The organism is Pontimonas salivibrio (genome assembly GCF_002950575.1).
In the GTDB taxonomy this organism is placed as follows: domain Bacteria; phylum Actinomycetota; class Actinomycetes; order Actinomycetales; family Microbacteriaceae; genus Pontimonas; species Pontimonas salivibrio.
The window spans coordinates 366346-384091 of the sequence record NZ_CP026923.1 but is presented as its reverse complement, the minus strand read 5'-3'; the positions used below and the strand labels follow the sequence as shown (position 1 = coordinate 384091).

Sequence of the window (17746 nt, the reverse complement as noted above, 5' to 3'; positions counted from 1 at the left end):
ACCCATTGCCCCGAGGAGTGGCCCATGTCGTATCCCATCAATAAAGACAACGACACCTGGAAGGCCGAACTGCCCGCCGAAAAATTCCACGTCCTCAGGCAAGCCGGCACCGAGCGACCCTGGAGCGGTGAACTCTTAGAAGAAAAACGCCCCGGAGTGTTCCACTGCGGTGCCTGTGGCGCCGACTTGTTCTCCAGCGACACCAAATTTGAATCTGGTTCTGGCTGGCCGTCATTTTGGGATGCAGTCAACCCCGATGCGGTGGAACTGAAAGAAGATCGAGGGCTCGGAATGGTGCGTACCGAAGTGCTCTGTGCACAGTGTGGCTCGCACCTCGGTCACCTTTTCGATGACGCCTATGGCACCCCGACCGGGCAGCGCTACTGCATGAACTCGCTCGCGCTCGAGTTTTCGCCACAAGACTCGTAGTCGCCGCCGGAACTATTAACATCGGGCCCCGCACCGCCGGGGCGAACAAGACCGAACCTCTCACCCAGGTTTTTTGGGTGGCTCTTTACGCGGTGTCCCCACCGCTACGGCTTACGCCGGTTTTCTGGCCACCGTGACTAGCGCCGAGCCCACAATGGTGAGCAGTGCTCCCACCACCGTCCACACACCCAGCCGGAATTCCCCCACGGGTAAGAAATAGTCCAAACCCAACGAACCAAGAATTTGGCCGGTCACCAAACTGACCCCCAAGCCCAGCACCCCAATGCGGTGAACGGTGATGGTTTGGATGGGGATAAACAGTGTGCCCAACAGGCCCCCGGCATATAACCACCACTGGGTGGGAAGTGAATCCGGACCCCCGGTCACGGGCAGCAACACCACCCACGCCACAAGAAGTGCGCTGGTTCCCACCGTGAAGTTGATAAACGTCGCCGCCAGGGCAGACGACGCACGATTTCGCAGCCGACCGTTTAGTGCCTGCTGAATACCGGTGCCGGCACCTGAGACCAGTGGCAAGACAAAGGCCCAACCCAACGCACCAGCCGATCCAGCCCACACCTCAACACTCGCCATCACCCCGACCACCACCAGCAGGGCACCCACCACCCGTGGCAGGCTGAGGCGCACCTTGGGGACGCCCACAAACCCTGCACGGTCAATCCACATCGCCCCCAAGGTTTGACCCGCCACCACGGCAACACTAAACAGCGCGACCCCCAGGATGCCGGCCGTGAGTCCCTGAGTGAGCACCAGAAACCCGCCGCCCAGGCCGCCCAAAACACTCCACCAGGGCAATGCTCCCGCCCGAAGCTCCTGCACGATTGTGGCAAACCCTGCCCGGCCTCTCGCAGAAACCGCCATTGCTAGGCTCAAAATCAGCAGGCCCGAACTGAAAGAAATCAGTGCCGCCAAGGCACCATCCCCCATGGCCACACCCAACTCGCCGTTCACCCGGGATTGGCCGGCCACCAACACACCAGCCACCACACTGGCAGCGACCGCAAGGGCGTAGGCACTTTTACTGGAGGGAGTGGACACCCGATTACCGTAGCCGACCTGAACTCATACTCCGTATTGGGCGTGGCTAGATCAATACGGTGGTGGCGTCAGTGGTGAGGTCATAGCGTGGAGGTAGTGGGCCAATGGGCCCGCGCGGAAGGGGACACTCATGGCTGATGGCACCTACACCGACGGGGCAGGAAACAGCATGACGCTTCACCAGCCCGAAAAATCTTTTCTGCTGACCTGGCTCTTCGCGTTGTTTTTAGGTTTTTTCGGTGTCGACCGTTTCTACGCCGGCAAAGGAGGCACCGGGTTCTTAAAACTCATCACCCTCGGAGGCGCCGGGATTTGGGTACTGGTTGACCTGATTCTTGTCCTCACCGGCAATTACTCGGACAAGTTCGGTAGAGCTTTAGTCGGCTACGACAAATACAAAGTCATCGCCTGGGTTGCCACACCCATCATTGTCTTGGCTGCCGGCGGGCTTGGCTGGCCGTAAGCCAATCCTCTAAACCGCGAGCATCACGCAGTTACTACACTCCTCGTATGCGCCAGATTGTGGGTTTAACCAGGTACACCGTCATTGTGCCTGCGCTGGCGTCAATGCTCGGCGCACTACTGCTCATGGCGCAGGGTTCCATCGCCGTAGTGACGATCGTGTGGGACGTGTTGGTTAGTGGAACCCCGCTGAAAGACACCATCGTCGAGGTGCTCACCGCCGTCGATGCGATCCTGCTCGGCACGGTCCTACTCGTCATCGGCTACGGGTTATATGAGCTTTTTGTCGATACCGGCATCAATGTCCCCAAATGGTTACAAATTAACGACCTTGACGATTTGAAATCGAAATTGATTGGTGTGGTCGTAGCCATCATCGCCGTGGTGTTTGTGGGTGTGTTAGTCGACACCAATAGGGCCGATGACGTCATCTCTTACGGTGTTGGGGCGGGAGCACTCGTATTGGGCCTTGCGGGTTTTGCGTGGGCCACGAAAAAGAAAACGGATCCGGGGGCAACCCGCACAAAAAACACCGATAGGCAGGCTCAGAAGACGGACTAAACCCCAGGGCACCCTCTCATCCGAACGCCACCGACTGGCAAGGAGAACCTCTCATGGCCACAGCCGAAGAATCCTCCCACTCGGCCACACAGACACCAACGTCAGGTGCCACACCTCACGGTGAAGGCGACCACCACGCAGGCCATGACAAACACACGGGCCATGACAAGCACGCTGGCCATGACCCGGAAATGTTCCGAAAGCTTTTTTGGTGGAACCTCCTCATTGCCATCCCCGTCCTAGTGTTCTCGGCCCAAATACAGGAATGGTTTAACTACTCAATTGCTGGCGCATGGTCGCTATGGGTCGCGCCGGTGCTCGGAACCGTCATTTTCTTGTGGGGCGGCAAGCCATTCCTGGCGGGTGGACTCGCAGAAATTCGCCACCGTCAGCCCGGGATGATGCTGCTCATTTCCCTGGCCATCACCGTCGCCTTCGCCTCCTCGTTGGCGACCTCCCTGGGCTTTGGCAGTCTCGATTTTTGGTGGGAAGTCGCGGCACTCATTGTCGTCATGCTGCTCGGCCACTGGAAAGAAATGGAAGCCATCGGTCAGGCCCGCGGCGCTTTGGCTGCCCTCGCTGAGCTCGTCCCTGACAGTGCTGAGCGGGTTAGTGGCGACCAAGTCGAACACGTCGCCATTGATCAGCTTGCCCAGGGTGATGTGGTGTTGGTGCGCCCTGGCGGCCGAGTTCCCGCCGATGGTGAAATAGTCGACGGTCGGGCAGCCTTCGACGAATCAATGATCACCGGTGAGTCAAAGCCCGTCAGTCGAAGTGAAGGCGACCGGGTTGTCGCGGGAACCGTGTCAACCGATTCCTCGGTTCGCGTGAAAATCGACGCCATCGGCGAAGACACTGCCCTGGCCGGCATCCAGCGCCTCGTATCTGACGCGCAATCATCACAGTCTCGCGCGCAATCGTTGGCCGACCGGGCGGCAGCTTGGCTTTTTTACCTCGCCACCGCAGCGGCACTGCTCAGTTTCATTGCGTGGTGGCTCGCCGGCGATGCCGCCGAGGGCGTTATCCGTATGGTGACGGTGTTGGTCATCGCCTGTCCCCACGCCTTAGGTCTCGCCATCCCTCTCGTGATTTCCATTTCCACCGCGACCTCAGCCAAAGCCGGAATCCTCATCACTGACCGTCTTGCCCTCGAGAGGATGCGAAACATCGACGCCGTCCTATTCGATAAGACTGGAACCCTCACCAAGGGAAACCACGCAGTCGTCGACTACACCGCGGTGGACGGTGTGGACCGCGACGACGTGTTGTCGCTTGCCGCCGCCGTGGAGGCAGAAAGCGAACACCCGATCGCTCGGGCGATTGTCGAAGCCACCAAAGCGCAGGCCGACGCGCATAGCTCACAGGTCATGTTGCCGCGAGCCACCCACATCACCGCCATAACCGGACAGGGTGTTCAAGGCACCGTCGATGGCGCCACGATTAGCGTGGGCGGTCCGGCATTACTCGCTGAACTGGGCAGCGAAGAGCCAAACGAGCTTGCGAAAACCACCACAGGGTGGCGCGAGTCAGGAGGTTCTGTCCTTTACGTATTCCGCGATGGTGAAGTACTCGGTGCGATGACCCTGGCTGATGAGATTCGCTCGGAATCACGCATTGCCGTTGAACAACTTCACGACCGTGGCAAGCAGGTCATCCTGATCACAGGCGATGCCCAGCAGGTCGCCGACAGTGTCGCGAAATCCCTCGGTATCGATGAGGTCTTTGCCGAAGTGCTCCCCCAGGATAAGGACGCCAAAGTCGCCGAGCTTCAACGTCGGGGCCTTCGAGTGGCGATGGTGGGAGACGGTGTGAACGATGCACCCGCCCTCGCTCGGGCCGATGTGGGAATTGCGATCGGTGCTGGCACCGACGTCGCCATCGAATCGGCGGGGGTAGTGCTCGCCTCAAGCGACCCGAGAGGAGTGACCGGAATCATCGACCTCTCCCGGGCGAGCTACACCAAAATGATTCAAAACTTGGTCTGGGCGACGGCATATAACGTCGTGTCCATCCCCCTCGCTGCCGGAGTGTTTGCCTTCGCAGGAATCAGCCTTCCACCGGCTGCAGCAGCGGTAGCAATGAGCGCCTCCACCATCATCGTCGCCGCAAATGCCCAGTTATTGCGTCGACTGGATCTCCGCCCAGAACCCCTTGTCGAAGATGAGCGCGACGTGGCGCACTCACCCCAGTGACCCTGATTCACCCTGCCGAGAAGCGCGGCCATTGGGGTTGAATAATTAGGCGCTAGACAGGTCTTTGTGGTGACTGTTTCGCGCTAACTGTTACGCGCTAACTGTTACGCGCTAACTGTTTCGCACTAACTATCTCGCGCTGGCCTGGTCGGCCTGGTCGGCAAGCTCGTCGGGAACTGTGGTGGCTACCGGCTCACTCCCACTCATGTAGCTGGCACGGGCGAGCACGAAACTGCCGATCGCGCTGGTGAGTAGCTGGGCGATGATGGCAAAAATGCCCTTGATGAGGTTCAGTGTGTTGAAATCAAGCACCACCACCCCCACAATCATCAGCGACACCCCTAAACCGGCCGCGGTGCCAATGGCGCTCGTGCGGGTGTACACATCAGGTAGCTTCAACAGGCCAATAGCGGCGCTGGCTATAATCGCAGCACCCAGGATGAGCAGTGCACTGCCCACCACGGTGACCACCATGTCCGCGCTCACCGCTTGCTCCCCTGGATCAAACGCGCCAAGGACAACACCGACAGGAAACCGAGCAATGCCGCAATGAGGATGATGTCCATCACCGCTTCCATCGATAGCCACACGCCGATCACCGCAACGGCTCCAATGAACGCGAAGAAAATCAGATCCCCCGCGACGGCCGAGTTACCCGGGGTGGGCCCCCTCCAGGCCCGCACCACGGCGAAGACGATGGACAGCGCCAGAAGCCCCAGCGTCACTGCAACAACGATGTCGGGAATCATGCGACACCTCCCTGTTTCAGGCTAAGACTGGGACGTGCGCGAAGACCAAACAGCAGTCGGTCGTGTGTGGCACGAAGTGATGCGCGGAACCCTTCAGAGTCTCCGGCCACAAACATTCCGTGCACAAACATGCTGCCTTCTTCCCGGTTGACGGCGATGACCAGGGTGTCCGGGGTGATGGTGATCAGCGCAAGCAATATGGTCACTTCCGTATCGCTTAGCTCATCCATCGAAAGCTTCACAATGGCAGGCTCGGCCTGTTTCCCCGGTGTCACAATCAGTGCGACCACTTGAAGACTGGTCAGCACAAACTGGCCAATAAACCACCCTAGGAAGCCCAGCAGCCGCAGGGGCAGGCTCCAGGGTGAAGCCTGGAGTGAGGTCTGGGGTGAGGCCTGGGGTGAGGTCTGTGGTGAACCAGTCATCGTCCCAACACCGCCCTCACATAGTCGCTGGTGTCGAGCAGACCAGTACTGGCCTGCTCAGCCCAGTACAACAGAAATTCCCCACCGAGGCCGAGCGCGACGGAGATTCCCGCCAAGATCAGTGCCGGCAGAATGAGAGACGTGCGCACCCGGGTGCCGCGGTGGTCGTGCGGGTCATCATCGGCGCCGAGGATTCCCCGAGGCGGTTCGGTGTGTTCGACCGCGTGGGCGGCTTCTTCGGCGACCTCATCCTCATCAACGGGGTCAGTGTCGTAGAGGCCTTTTCTGGTGCGAATACGCTCCCGGGCGGCCAGCGTTTCGACATCGGCCTGGCGTTTGCCGTTAAACATTTCCGCCCAGATCTTCATCATCGACATGAGCACAAAAAGGCTCACGACAACGAGCAGTCCGGCGACGACGACTTCACCGGCATCAGCACTGGCCAACACCAACACGTATTTCGCCACAAACCCCGAAAATGGCGGCAAACCCGCCAGCGAGAGTGCCCCAATAACAAACACGCCCGTCACGAGATGCTCACGGATGCGAAGCCCCGAGACTTTATCGAGCCGGCCAGAGCCGTAGGTGTGTTCGATGGCGCTGGCGGCGAGTAACAGTGAACCCATCACCACCATGTGGTGAACCATGTAGGCAATACCTGCGCTCAGCCCCAGGGGGGTAAACAGGGCAACCCCCACGAGAATGAAACCAATCCCGCTCACCATCTGGAACAACAAGAGTGGACGGATATCCAATTCGCCCAAGGCAGCAAAAGCGCCCACCACAAGAGTCACTGAAGCGAGCACCAAAATCGCTGCCATCCAGGTGCTCTCGCCTTCGAAAATCACCGCACTAATGCGGTAAACCACATAGACAGCCACTTTGGTGTGGAGGCCAGAAAATAGCGCCGCAACCGCCGGAGATGCGGAAGCATACGCTCTGGTCAACCAACCGTGCACGGGAAAAACTGCCGCTTTGACACCGAGGGCGGCCAACATCACGGCGGTCGCAATGGCCGTCGCCGGATCATCTCCGGCACCGGCCAACGCCGCCAGATTCACGGTGCCCTGAAGTGCGTAAATCAGAGCCACACCGGCCAAAAACAGTGTGGAAGCGAGAAGATTCACCACAACATAAAGCCTGGAGGCTGCCATGTCCCCGCGACGGCTGAGGAAAATGAGCAGACCGTAGGAGGGAAGCAACATCACTTCGATAAACACGAAAAGGTTAAACAGGTCCGCCGTCAGTAGCGCCCCGGCCACACCGCCAATCAGAATCAGCACCAGTCCCGGAATGGAGGGGCTTCTACTTTCCCCGCTGGCGATCATGTACCAAAAGCTGATCACCGCAAGGAGTGAGGCCGCCGTCAGAATCAGTGCCGCAAAAGTATCCGCCACGAAAGCAATGGCGATTCCTTCCGGCCACAGTGCAATCTGATGGGCCACCACTGTGCCCCCCGAGGTCACCATCAACACGGTGATGGCACCAGCCAGCACCGCCAGCAGTGACCCCATCCCCACAATGGGCTGTAAGGGGTGGTTGCGCGGCACCACAAACAACACACCACCGAGTAGAAGAGGCGCACCCACAAACAGTGGCAACAGCAGTTCCACCATGTCGATCACGTCAGATCACCGCCTCGGTCCGTCAGGCTGTCTTTATTGGCGCCTTTGGCGGTGTATTCCGTGATGGCTTCCCCGTCGTGTGTCGATTCGGTCGGGTCAGCCTCAGTGTCATCGTCGCCGCGGCCCACCACGGCGAAGGTTGCGAGCACCACGGTGATGGCAAAAGCAATCACAATGGCCGTCAACACAAAAGCTTGCGGGAGTGGGTCGGCCGCCATCGACGTGTCGCCACCAATAAATGGTGCGTCTCGTCGGGCGACTCCGCCTGCCGCAATAATCAGCAGGTTCACCGCGTGGGTGAGTAACACAAAACCCAAAATGATTCGGATCATCCCTCGCTGCAGCACCAAGAAAACTCCGGCTGCCGCCAGTAGTCCGATACTTAAGGCCAAACTCATGAGCGGTCCTCCTTCTCAGGAGTTTTAGCGCCCCGTGTGACACCAGCAGGAAGCGCATCATTGCCCGAGGCGGCATCAGCACCCTCACGTGGCTCGGCGGATTGAGAGGTTCCATTCGGCGCTGCTCCGTTTAGCGCCGCTCGACTTCCTACAATCAAGACCGGGCCAGCCATGCTGATGGGTTGAGAGTCGCTTTCTCGAACGCCACCGAGTTCATTGATCACCGCAATGATGATGGCCAATACGGCCAAATACACCCCCAGGTCGAAGACCATGGCACTGGTGAAGCCATACTCACCGCCCCACGGCAGGGGAATATCGAAGCGCACCGGCTTCAGGAACGAACCCACAGCGTATCCCCACACCCCGCTCAGCACAGCCACGATCACACCAGCAGACAAAAGCCCCCGATAGGGCCACGCCACCGGGGCGCCGCGGTCAGATGCCGCGCCCAAATAGGCGAGGCCGAAACCGGTCGCACCCACCAGGGCGGCAATAAAGCCGCCACCCGCTTCATAGTGGCCACGCCAGAACAGGTGGAAGGACAGCAAAATAATGAATGGTGCAGCCCAGCGCGCAACCATGCGGACCGGCAACGTGTTGTCCATGGTGCGCGCAAGAGCTGTGTTCGCCCACGCCGCCACCTCCGCGGTGCGCTCAGCGATCATCGGGCGGGAGCGAAGAATCCCGATGAGCACAATTCCGGCCACCGCGATGACGGTGAGCTCACCGAACGTATCGAGAGCACGGTAGTCCACCAAAATGGTGTTGACCACGTTGGTGCCACCGGTGTCCTGATACGCCTCGTCGAGAAAATACTGTCCCACGGGAGACATGTCTCGCCGGCCGGTGAACGCGAGGGTCACCACAGTGGTCACCACTCCAACTCCTAGGGCAATGGCTGCCGTGACCAGCTGGCGTGTGCGGGCAACCGTGTGGAATACGGCAGGGAGCCTGCGCAAAATCAGTACCAGGGCTACCACGGTGAGTAACTCCACTAACAACTGGGTGACGCCGACATCCACAGCCCCCAGGGCAAAGAACCACAGCGCCACCACGAAACCTGCCCCGCCCACCAAGACGAGGGCGATGAGGCGAGACCGGGTGAGGACAGCGGGAACCACGGTGGCCACAAGGAGTCCCAACCAGAGCACATCACTCCACGGCTCCCCTGAGGGCACGAGGTTTCCGACCGCGGGGATAGTCACGAGGGCCGCTGCGGTGACGACACCCACGATGATCCACGGGGCGGCCAAATGCTGTGCGGGGGCATCGGTGCGGGTGGCATTACCCACCCTCACTCCCAGTGAGATTGCTCCAGTGCGAATGGCTTCGACCACGTCGATGGCCTTAAAACTGAGGATTCGACGCTCAAAGAAAACATCCAGGTGGCGTCGCTGAGTGATCGCGAGAGTGCCCAGGCCAATGATGGTCAGTGACAGGGCAAGCTCGGTGGTAAATCCGCCAAACAGGGCAAAGCTCGCGCCGTAAGACTCGCCTGAGGCGGCGCTGCCGGCTGCCCCGACCAGCGGGTACAGCACAGCAATTGCGGGCCCCAAAATGAGCCCAATTAATGCGGGGATCAAGGCCGAAAGGACAAACAACGGTTTCGCCTCACGAATGTCTTCGTGTGGCCCGTGGCCTTCTTCCACTTCGAGAGGGTGAATTGTTCCCCGATAGTCAGAAAAAGCGCCAAAGAGGATACGGCCCGTGTAGGCAAAAGTTGTCGCCGAAGCAAACACCGCGATGGCTGCCAATGCTGCCCCCACCCACGGTGTACCGCCCGCATCCAACATCTGTCCGAGTAGGTATTCCTTGGAAATGAAACCCAGCATGGGGAAAACCCCTGCCATCGATAACCCGGCCAACACCGTGGTGGCGAAGGTGACGGGCATTAGTCGCCATAGTCCACGAAGCAGTCGAATATCCCGGGTACCCGCCTGTCGGTCAACAATTCCCACGACCATAAACAGCGAGGCTTTAAACAGTGCGTGGGCCAGCGTATAGAGCGCCGCAGTAGCCAATGCCGAAGGTGTGCCGATACCAATGAGCGCGACAATCAGGCCCAACTGACTGATGGTCGAATTCGCCATGATTTCTTTCAAATCGAAAGATCGCATGGCGAATAGGGCACCCATCACCGCCGTGGTGAGCCCGGCAGCAATAAGAATGGACTGCCACACCAGGTTGCCGCCGAGGGCGGGAGAAAACAGCATCAAAAGGTAGATGCCGGCTTTGACCATGGCCGCCGCATGGAGGTAGGCACTGACAGGCGTGGGAGCCACCATGGCGTCTGGCAACCACATGTGGAACGGAAACTGCGCCGACTTTGTCATCGCGGCCAGGGCCACCAACACCGCAATCGCCGCACTAAAGCCAGGGTCTTCTGACCAGACAGCACTGCTGAGGGCTTCACTAATCACCGTGGTGCCGGTGCGCACCACAATCAAGACAACGGCAAACAGGAGGGACAGTCCACCCATGGCGGTCACCAAGAGTGTGCGCACCGCGGGTGCCCCAGCGCGCTCCCCCGAGCGGTTTATGAGAAAAAATGAACACAGGGTGGTGAGTTCCCAGAACACAAAAAGCAGGATGAGGTCGTCGGAGAGGACCAGCCCGGTCATTGCGAAGGCAAACAGCAGCATCCACGCGAAATAGCCCGTGTGGGGGTGGACGTTTCGCTCAGACATGTACCGCGCGGAGTAGGCCATCACGAGGGCACCAATGCCCAAGACAATAATGAGAAACAGGGCGGATAGTCCGTCCAGGCGCAATCCCAACGCGATATCCAGGCTCGGAATCCACGGCACACTCTCTCGCACCACGCCGAGGCCCTCCGCAGTGCCAGCATCACCCAGAATTTCGGGGATACGGACTCCCACCGCAAAGGCCAAAGCCGCGAGGACTGCGGCTGCCAACCAGCCGGCGTTTCGACCAATAACCCTCGTCGCCAGCATGGTGACCGCGACGAGTGCCAAGGTGGAAAAAAGAATGGCCGTCAGGGTCACGACGCCACCTGCGGAAAACATGGGCGGGGCATCAAGCTCGAGCGCGTCATGTTCTCCTCATAGTCGGGTTGGTCTCGGTCCCACCACTGAGGCAAAACCGATGCGGCATGCACATCCACGCCCCACACGCCGACCAGGCTTCCCGGCACTCCATGCCTCATCCTACCCGTCGCCCCTCCGGCATCGCCTCAGGGATCGGTAGCTAGAAAACGATGCGGAACTGGCGTCAAGGAGGAATGAAGATGAGCTAAGGCTCTAAATAGGGACCTCAGCAGTTTTCACCTTCCGAAGACTTCAGATGGGGCCGCCTGCGGGAATCGAACCCGCGACCTTCTCATTACGAGTGAGACGCTCTACCAACTGAGCTAAGGCGGCAAGTCCCCCAAGTATAGGTTCTCCGCACAACACCAACATGTAGGTAGGTGGACAAACCTGGTGCCTCGTTCACTCATGCCGTGTCAGCCGCGGTGTGTGATTTGAGTCAGTGCTAGGAGGGCTAAAGTTTTGGGCTCACCGTGTGAACCTGGGCGGTTGTGGTGACTCATTCGAGGCCGCCATCTACTGCGTCCTCAACGAAGAAGTAGAACGCTGGACAAGTAGGTCGGCGGCACCTCGTCGCAGCCGCAACAACGTAGCACTGTTGGATCGAGTGACCGCCTCAGAGGCGCGGCCGTGATTGTTGAGGCCCGACGCCGCGAAGCTGAAGTTCGGCGACCCAGGACTTGTTTGCCGCAGCGACAAGTTTCTGGTCAGCCTTCGATAAAGGCAGGATGGCGCCGATCAGGTCGAAGGCTTCGCCGACCATGGTCGGCAGATTCACGATGTCGAGGGTGGACGCCCGGTCAAGGACCTCCGCGGCGATCACGGGGTCGATGCCCTCAAGCTTCAGTAGTGCGAGGATCTCGCGCGCATCCTTCTGGCCCTTCTCAGAAGAGTGCCGATCGAGCAGAGCCGCCATCTTGGTAGCGATGTGTGCTTCAACTCTCAACAGTGTCCACTTCTCGAACGAGAGCTCGTCTGGGTACTCCGCGAGTACCTCAACTTTCAATCGCAGCTTGCTGCCGAGTTGCGACTCGAAGGGCAGGTAGATGTCGAGGTGCACGTCGTCGAACGTCGCGCGCAGTTTCCGCCCTTGGTGGTTGTTGCTGGAGGAAAGGTCGGTCATCATCTGCTCGATCTTGTGGCGGCTCTGCTGCGAGGTGATGAGATCAATGTCGAGACTGATCTCGCCGCCCACGCGAACGAAGGTCGCCCACCCGCCGATGAGGATCGATGGCTCGAGGTCGGAACCTAGCCGGTCGACGACTGCGCGGATGACTCCGTCGCCATCTTCGTAGAGATTAGGCACTGGTGCGCTGCTCCCAGTCGGCGTCGCCAAACAGCTTCGCTTTGAGTGCACGGGTGAATTCGGCGGCCTGCCACCCTGGGCTTGCCCACAGGTCGGCGTAGGTTTGCGCGAGGCTGGTGTAACCGGACTTCCAGGTGCGCGCCGCGAGGGGATCTTCGACGAGGATGATGACCTCGTCTCCCTCAGGGAAGTCAGCCTGCGAGAGGGGTCGGGTTGTGTAGACGATCCGACGGCCAAGATCAGAAATCGTGTTGCGACCACCAAGGTAGTGCGCTGCCGCGCTGCTGCCGCTGAGCGCGTAGTCGACCCCATCGTCGTCGAGGAGCTCTTGGGCGGCAGGCAAGGTTGTGGAGACCATGGTGTCGGCGCGTAGGTTGCGGTGAGCAGCGAACGCTTCGAGGAGTTTCTCCGGCGAGACCACCGTGTATCCACGGCGCGAATTCGGACGGACGGCGCCAATGTCAACCAGTCGCCCGAGCGCCTGATGGGTCGTTGAGGGCGCGACCGATGCGGCGTCAGCGATCTCGCCGATGCTGTTCCAATCGCGCTGCCCCTCGAGCGCGGCGTCTGCCAGGGTGCGCCACACGATTTCCACGTTCTTCATGGCCCCATGCTCGCATATTCCATATAAATATGGAAGCTACTGTCCATGTTTTTATGAATCAAGCGAATTCAGCTTCCCCCCTTTTGCCCACAACCGTCGGTGGACGAACCAGAGTGTGCGCGGTCAGATTCAACGATCGCCGTTGATTTTTCGAGAACCCCAACATTCCCTCCCTGAATGGACGACTGGGACAGGATCTCACCTGGGGCCAGTGCTCGTTTTGGTGGCACCTTTTTGGAGCGCTCGGCATAAACCATCGATTCCTTCACGGAATAGATGCGGCAGAGCGTACGCCGAGAGCACCGTTGCTCTTTGCGTTAAGGGCTACTGCCCAGTAAATCATTGGGTTCCGGGTACGCAAACGCAGATTGTGAACGAAGAAACCCACACCCTACGAGTGAGACGCTCTACCAACTGAACTCAAGCGGCAAAGGACGATCACTATGGGGGCTGCCCGGTCACTTGCTGGAATCAGAAAGTGCGGGACCTCTTCTGGTTTTGCAGCGATTGATGACTTTTGGGGGGCGATCCCGACTCGGAGACACTTCTCGGTAACTGATCGAGCGTGACGTGACGCCAGCGACGGAAGGCACTGCACTTTTCTCACCAAAGACTAAGAAGCCACCGCATAACCTAAAGGCGGGCTAGACCGTGGACGACAGTTCCCGAGAATGCTGTCGTGGGCCCGTAAACCCGTTGGCCGTGTCGTAACTGAGGAAGGTTAGCCCGTGTCCGACACCAGGCAATCTCGTGTGTTTATTCCCGCCGACAAATCGCTTCCGCCATACCGAATCGAATGGCTCACGAGAATTGTGTATGGCAATGTTTTCGAGTTCACCGTCGTGGGACTCATTGTGGTTAACGCCTTTTTTCTCGCAGCTCTGACCCTCCCCGACCTCGACCCAACTTTCGCCGCAATCGCTCGCACCTACGACTCAGTCGTGCTGTGGGTGTACGTGGTCGAGCTGGCGCTGCGCATCCTTTCCTACGGCAAAAAACCTTGGATGTTTTTCACGAGCCCGTGGAACATCTTCGACTTTCTCGTCATTGCACTGATTCCCGTGTTTTCTGCGCAAACCGTGGTGTTGCGTCTACTACGTCTGCTTCGGGTGGTGCGGCTCTTCCGCTTTATGCCTGAAGTGCGAATTCTCACAAATTCGATTGTCAAGAGTATGCCTCCCTTGGCCAGCGTCACGGTGCTGATCCTGTTTCTTCTTTTCCTGTACGCGATGGTTGGGCATTACCTCTTTGGCACTGCACTCCCTGAGCACTGGGGCGATATTACGAAAGCAATGGAGAGCCTGTTCATCCTCTTGACGCTTGAGAACTTCCCGAACTATTTTCAAGAGGCGATGGCGGTCACGCCTGCTGCACTGATGTTCTTCCTCTCTTACGTATTCATCATCGTGTTCACCATCTTGAATGTGTTGATTGGGATCGTAATTAATGCAATGGACGAATCACGAGCACAAGAGCAGCGGGCGTCGAAAGACCACTGGAGCGAGATGTTCGATGCGATTGATGGGCTCGAGCGGGATGGCGACTCCGACCAGGCTGGACTGATTGCCCTGCGCCAAGAGGTCCTTCGCGTTCAGAATCAGCAGCTAACGGCAGCCCCTGCCACACCCCCTGCCCCGGCCGCTCCTTCGAAGAACGTGCGCCGTGGCGTGGGGAAGCGGAACACTGGAGGGGCATCCTCAAGCCGTTAGATATATTTGCGACGTCCCTCGCAATTTGCGCGACGGTCGTCCGGGTGCACGCACTGACCCGCCCAAGGATTCGATATCCCATATACCCTGATGGAATCCTATTTTGTATGGTGAAGGGGTCGGTTAGTGATCACGCTCAGCGAGTTTTTCCCCCCTCGGCCAGAGGCCTCCTGGAAACTGGTGAAGCAGGCCGGTGTCGATCACGCGGTGGGAATCCTGAACGGCGGCGAACACGACCAGACGATGTTCCAATCGGTGGGAAGTAGTGGCTGGGCTCCCGATGCCAGGCAGGAAGCCCCATGGAGCCGAAAGGCAATCGAGCACGATAAGGAACTCTTTGAACAGTGGGGTTTTGACCTCGTCGCCATCGAAGACACCGCGCCGATTGACAAAGTTCGCTTAGGGACAGAAGGACGCGACGAACAAATCGATCAAGTCATCGAGCAGATCCGAGCAATGGGTGCTTTAGGCATCGAAGTGTTGTCCTACAACTGGATGGCCTGTTCCAGCTGGGCTCGCACCGACATTGCCATTCCTGACCGAGGCGGAGCCTTAGTCACCGGGTATGTCAGGGAAACTGCCCAGGCCGGGCCACAACTGCTCGCCGCCAATGAGGTCAGCGCCGATGACATGTGGCAGGCATTGGAATATTTCTTAGACGCCGTAATCCCCGAAGCAGAAAAAGCGGGCGTCAAGCTCGCTCTTCACCCCGACGACCCCCCACAACACATTGATCGTGGTGTTCCCCGGATTATGAGCTCCGTGGAAGCGTTCCGGAGGGTACTTGCCTACTCTTCATCCGATTCCCACGGCATTACCTTCTGCCAAGGAAACTTCGCCCTCATGGAAGAAGTCCTATCGGGTCAACAGACCATGGCCGATGTGATCCGAAGTATCGGATCCGACCGAATACCGTTCGTGCATTTCCGCGACATCAGAGGAAACGTCGAACAGTTCCAGGAAACATTCCACGACGATGGCCAAACGGACATGGCGGAATGTTTCCAGGCCTACCACGACGTCGATTTCCACGGGGTGATGCGACCTGATCACGTGCCGACGCTGGAAGGCGAATCAAACGAACGGCCTGGTTACCACATGCTCGGTCGCCTCTTCGCGCTGGGCTATATCCGCGGACTTGAACACAGTACTTTTGGCCACCCGTCGACCAGGGACTAAATACGCCCGAAAGTCGGCGGTGGGCCGATGGGCCGACCATGTAATCGCATTTGGGGTGGCGGCCCACCAGTAACTGCAGCGACTGCTTACCCTCGCCGGGCATGGTCCCCCGCCGCGAGCCTTTCAGTGCTCGACGGAATATCAGAAAGAAATCGAAGTCGCCCGGCCTGCGACACGAGCGTCGCCACAACGCACACCAAAAACCGCGGGCCAGGCGTCGGGATTTCGGCCATGGTGACCGGGGTTTACAAAAATGATAAATTACTTAATGTGATTACGGAAAATATCTCTCGGCTAAACCAACTAGAACGTCATTTGCCAGAAGGCCTCGTGGTCGATGCCGCCTGGCTAGAACGCCTCGGAATCTCGAGTAGCTTGCGGGCCTACTACGTGCGAACCAGGTGGCTCGAACAACCCACACGAGGTCTCTATCGGCGCACACGAGGAGAGCTTCAATGGCAGCAGGTGGCCATATCGCTCCGCCAGATGCTCGACAAGCCGATACACGTAGGTGGTCGGAGCGCACTTGACGCTCAGGGTTTTGCCCACTACCTCAGCGTCGACCCACACCGGATTCACCTTTACGGGCCCGAAAAACCTCCCAGCTGGCTCGCAAAACTCGAGCTCCCCCAGACATTCGAATTCCACAACACCCAAAAGCTTTTTCCCACATCGCTACTGGGAAAAGATGACGTGCGGGAAATTAGTTGGGGCCAATGGGACTGGACACTGACCGTGTCCACACCTGAGCGAGCATTTCTTGAACTACTCGATCAGCTCCCCGACGAAGAAAGCTTTCATCAGGTGGACATGCTCATGCAGGGGGCATCACACCTCAGCCCCACACGGTTGGAAAAACTGTTAACAACTTGCACCAGTGTCAAAGTAAAACGGCTATTTTTCTTCTTCGCCGACCGTCACCAGCACGACTGGCGTAACCGGCTCGATAGGGGGGTTTTTGACTTGGGATCAGGTAAACGGATGTTAGTCCGAGGGGGAAGGCTTGACCCGGAATATTTAATTACGGTTCCCGAAAGCCTCGATGCCCTTTCTTGACAGTTACCGCCAACAAGTACGCCTGCTCATACAGCTGCTTCCGTTAACAGCGAAGGAAAGCTGTTTCGCCCTCAAGGGCGGCACAGCCATCAACCTGTTCGTTCGCGATCTTCCACGCCTTTCAGTAGACATCGACTTGATGTATCTCCCGCTGAATGGCAGGACCAAAGCACTGGAAGAAATCGAGTCCGCCTTAATCAGAATCCAAGCCGCAATCCAAGGAAAGATTCCCGGCGCCCGTGTGGGGCAACACCGAACTGGAGGCGCACTCACCCGATTGATTGTGCTCTCGAATCATGCTCGAGTAAAGATTGAGTGCTCACCGGTGTTGCGCGGTGTGGTGAAAGGCTCGACGGTCATGACCGTCACGGAATCTGTCGAGTCTGAGTTTGGATTTGCTCAAGCACCGGTCGTTTCCTTCGACGACTTGTATGCGGGAAAACTCGTCGCGGCACTAGACCGCCAGCACCCTCGAGACCTTTTCGATGTTCGTAGCTTGCTCGAGGGCGAAGGGATCCAACACGGCCTGAGGGAAACCTTTCTGCTCTATCTACTCAGCCACAATCGTCCAATGGGGGAAATACTCTCTGGCCGCGTCAAGGACCTCGCGGCGGAATACCGTGACGGATTCGTGGGAATGACCCAGGCGCCGATCGGAATCCACACCCTCATTCAGACACAGGCGCGACTTATTCGTGAACTCATTGGGCAAATGCCCCAATACCACCAGGAGTTCTTACTCACCTTCGAAGAGGGTGCGGCAGATTGGTCACTGCTCGGCTTGGATGGTGCACCACAACTTCCCGCCATTAGGTGGCGCCAGCACAACCTCGACACCCTCGATCCCAAAAGACGCAGTGAATTGGTCCGACTGCTCGAACACTCCCTATCAAGGGCCCAAAGACAGTAAAAGCGTGCCTGATGGGCCGACCGTAACGAGCG

The 17746-nt window shown here is 58.6% G+C and carries 17 protein-coding genes and 1 tRNA gene; 8 read left to right on the top strand and 10 right to left on the bottom strand.

Annotated elements, in window-relative coordinates; translation table 11 throughout:
• Window positions 1-24 precede the first annotated feature (24 nt).
• Window positions 25-429, top strand: a complete 405-nt coding sequence (gene msrB, locus C3B54_RS02070) for a peptide-methionine (R)-S-oxide reductase MsrB (RefSeq protein WP_104913028.1) — start codon at window positions 25-27, stop codon at window positions 427-429.
• Between the two features lie 111 nt (window positions 430-540).
• Here the strand turns inward: msrB and C3B54_RS02065 are convergent, their stop codons facing one another.
• Window positions 541-1488, bottom strand: a complete 948-nt coding sequence (locus tag C3B54_RS02065; protein WP_104913027.1) for a DMT family transporter — start codon at window positions 1486-1488, stop codon at window positions 541-543.
• 130 nt (window positions 1489-1618) lie between these two features.
• Between C3B54_RS02065 and C3B54_RS02060 the strand changes: the two genes are divergently transcribed.
• From C3B54_RS02060 to C3B54_RS02050, 3 genes are read left to right on the top strand one after another with little or no spacing between them, the layout of a single operon-like run.
• Complete coding sequence (locus C3B54_RS02060; protein ID WP_245867971.1) at window positions 1619-1951, top strand: TM2 domain-containing protein; 333 nt, start codon at window positions 1619-1621, stop codon at window positions 1949-1951.
• 47 nt (window positions 1952-1998) lie between these two features.
• A complete protein-coding gene (locus C3B54_RS02055) occupies window positions 1999-2511 on the top strand; it encodes a YqhA family protein (protein WP_104913026.1) in 513 nt (170 codons plus the stop codon).
• Between the two features lie 53 nt (window positions 2512-2564).
• Window positions 2565-4703, top strand: a complete 2139-nt coding sequence (locus C3B54_RS02050) for a heavy metal translocating P-type ATPase (protein ID WP_104913025.1) — start codon at window positions 2565-2567, stop codon at window positions 4701-4703.
• 129 nt (window positions 4704-4832) lie between these two features.
• Here the strand turns inward: C3B54_RS02050 and C3B54_RS02045 are convergent, their stop codons facing one another.
• The 9 genes from C3B54_RS02045 to C3B54_RS02005 form a co-directional block, all read right to left on the bottom strand.
• Window positions 4833-5189 carry a cation:proton antiporter gene (locus tag C3B54_RS02045; protein ID WP_245867970.1) on the bottom strand — a complete coding sequence of 119 codons (357 nt, stop codon included), beginning with the start codon at window positions 5187-5189 and terminating at the stop codon, window positions 4833-4835.
• Entirely contained in the window at window positions 5186-5452 is a 267-nt protein-coding gene (locus C3B54_RS02040) for an MrpF/PhaF family protein (protein ID WP_104913024.1), read from the bottom strand. Before C3B54_RS02040 ends, C3B54_RS02045 begins: the two co-directional genes overlap by 4 nt.
• Window positions 5449-5877: a Na+/H+ antiporter subunit E gene (locus C3B54_RS02035; RefSeq protein ID WP_104913023.1), complete on the bottom strand. Its 429-nt coding sequence runs from the start codon at window positions 5875-5877 to the stop codon at window positions 5449-5451. Before C3B54_RS02035 ends, C3B54_RS02040 begins: the two co-directional genes overlap by 4 nt.
• Complete coding sequence (locus C3B54_RS02030; protein WP_104914204.1) at window positions 5874-7493, bottom strand: monovalent cation/H+ antiporter subunit D family protein; 1620 nt, start codon at window positions 7491-7493, stop codon at window positions 5874-5876. The genes C3B54_RS02035 and C3B54_RS02030 overlap by 4 nt, the downstream gene beginning before the upstream one ends.
• Window positions 7494-7498: 5 nt before the next feature.
• Window positions 7499-7900, bottom strand: a complete 402-nt coding sequence (locus C3B54_RS02025) for a sodium:proton antiporter (RefSeq protein WP_104913022.1) — start codon at window positions 7898-7900, stop codon at window positions 7499-7501.
• Window positions 7897-10908: a hydrogen gas-evolving membrane-bound hydrogenase subunit E gene (gene mbhE, locus C3B54_RS02020; RefSeq protein WP_211286303.1), complete on the bottom strand. Its 3012-nt coding sequence runs from the start codon at window positions 10906-10908 to the stop codon at window positions 7897-7899. The genes C3B54_RS02025 and mbhE overlap by 4 nt, the downstream gene beginning before the upstream one ends.
• 299 nt (window positions 10909-11207) lie before the next feature.
• A tRNA-Thr gene (locus tag C3B54_RS02015) sits at window positions 11208-11283 on the bottom strand.
• Window positions 11284-11566: 283 nt separating this feature from the next.
• Window positions 11567-12256 carry a hypothetical protein gene (locus C3B54_RS02010; protein WP_104913020.1) on the bottom strand — a complete coding sequence of 230 codons (690 nt, stop codon included), beginning with the start codon at window positions 12254-12256 and terminating at the stop codon, window positions 11567-11569.
• Window positions 12249-12860 (bottom strand): helix-turn-helix domain-containing protein, encoded by a 612-nt coding sequence (locus C3B54_RS02005; RefSeq protein ID WP_104913019.1) that lies wholly within the window; start codon window positions 12858-12860, stop codon window positions 12249-12251. Before C3B54_RS02005 ends, C3B54_RS02010 begins: the two co-directional genes overlap by 8 nt.
• A gap of 728 nt (window positions 12861-13588) precedes the next feature.
• Here C3B54_RS02005 and C3B54_RS01995 point away from each other — a divergent pair.
• The 4 genes from C3B54_RS01995 to C3B54_RS01980 all read left to right on the top strand — a co-directional run bounded on the left by C3B54_RS01995 (window position 13589) and on the right by C3B54_RS01980 (window position 17714).
• Window positions 13589-14569, top strand: coding sequence for an ion transporter (locus C3B54_RS01995; protein ID WP_104913017.1), 981 nt, complete (start codon window positions 13589-13591; stop codon window positions 14567-14569).
• A 126-nt stretch (window positions 14570-14695) separates the two neighbouring features.
• A complete protein-coding gene (locus C3B54_RS01990; RefSeq protein WP_104913016.1) occupies window positions 14696-15748 on the top strand; it encodes a mannonate dehydratase in 1053 nt (350 codons plus the stop codon).
• A 270-nt stretch (window positions 15749-16018) separates the two neighbouring features.
• The gene (locus C3B54_RS01985) at window positions 16019-16804 is read left to right on the top strand and encodes a type IV toxin-antitoxin system AbiEi family antitoxin domain-containing protein (protein WP_104914203.1); all 786 of its coding nucleotides are present in this window, start codon (window positions 16019-16021) and stop codon (window positions 16802-16804) included.
• A complete protein-coding gene (locus tag C3B54_RS01980; protein ID WP_104913015.1) occupies window positions 16791-17714 on the top strand; it encodes a nucleotidyl transferase AbiEii/AbiGii toxin family protein in 924 nt (307 codons plus the stop codon). Before C3B54_RS01985 ends, C3B54_RS01980 begins: the two co-directional genes overlap by 14 nt.
• Window positions 17715-17746: the final 32 nt, after the last annotated feature.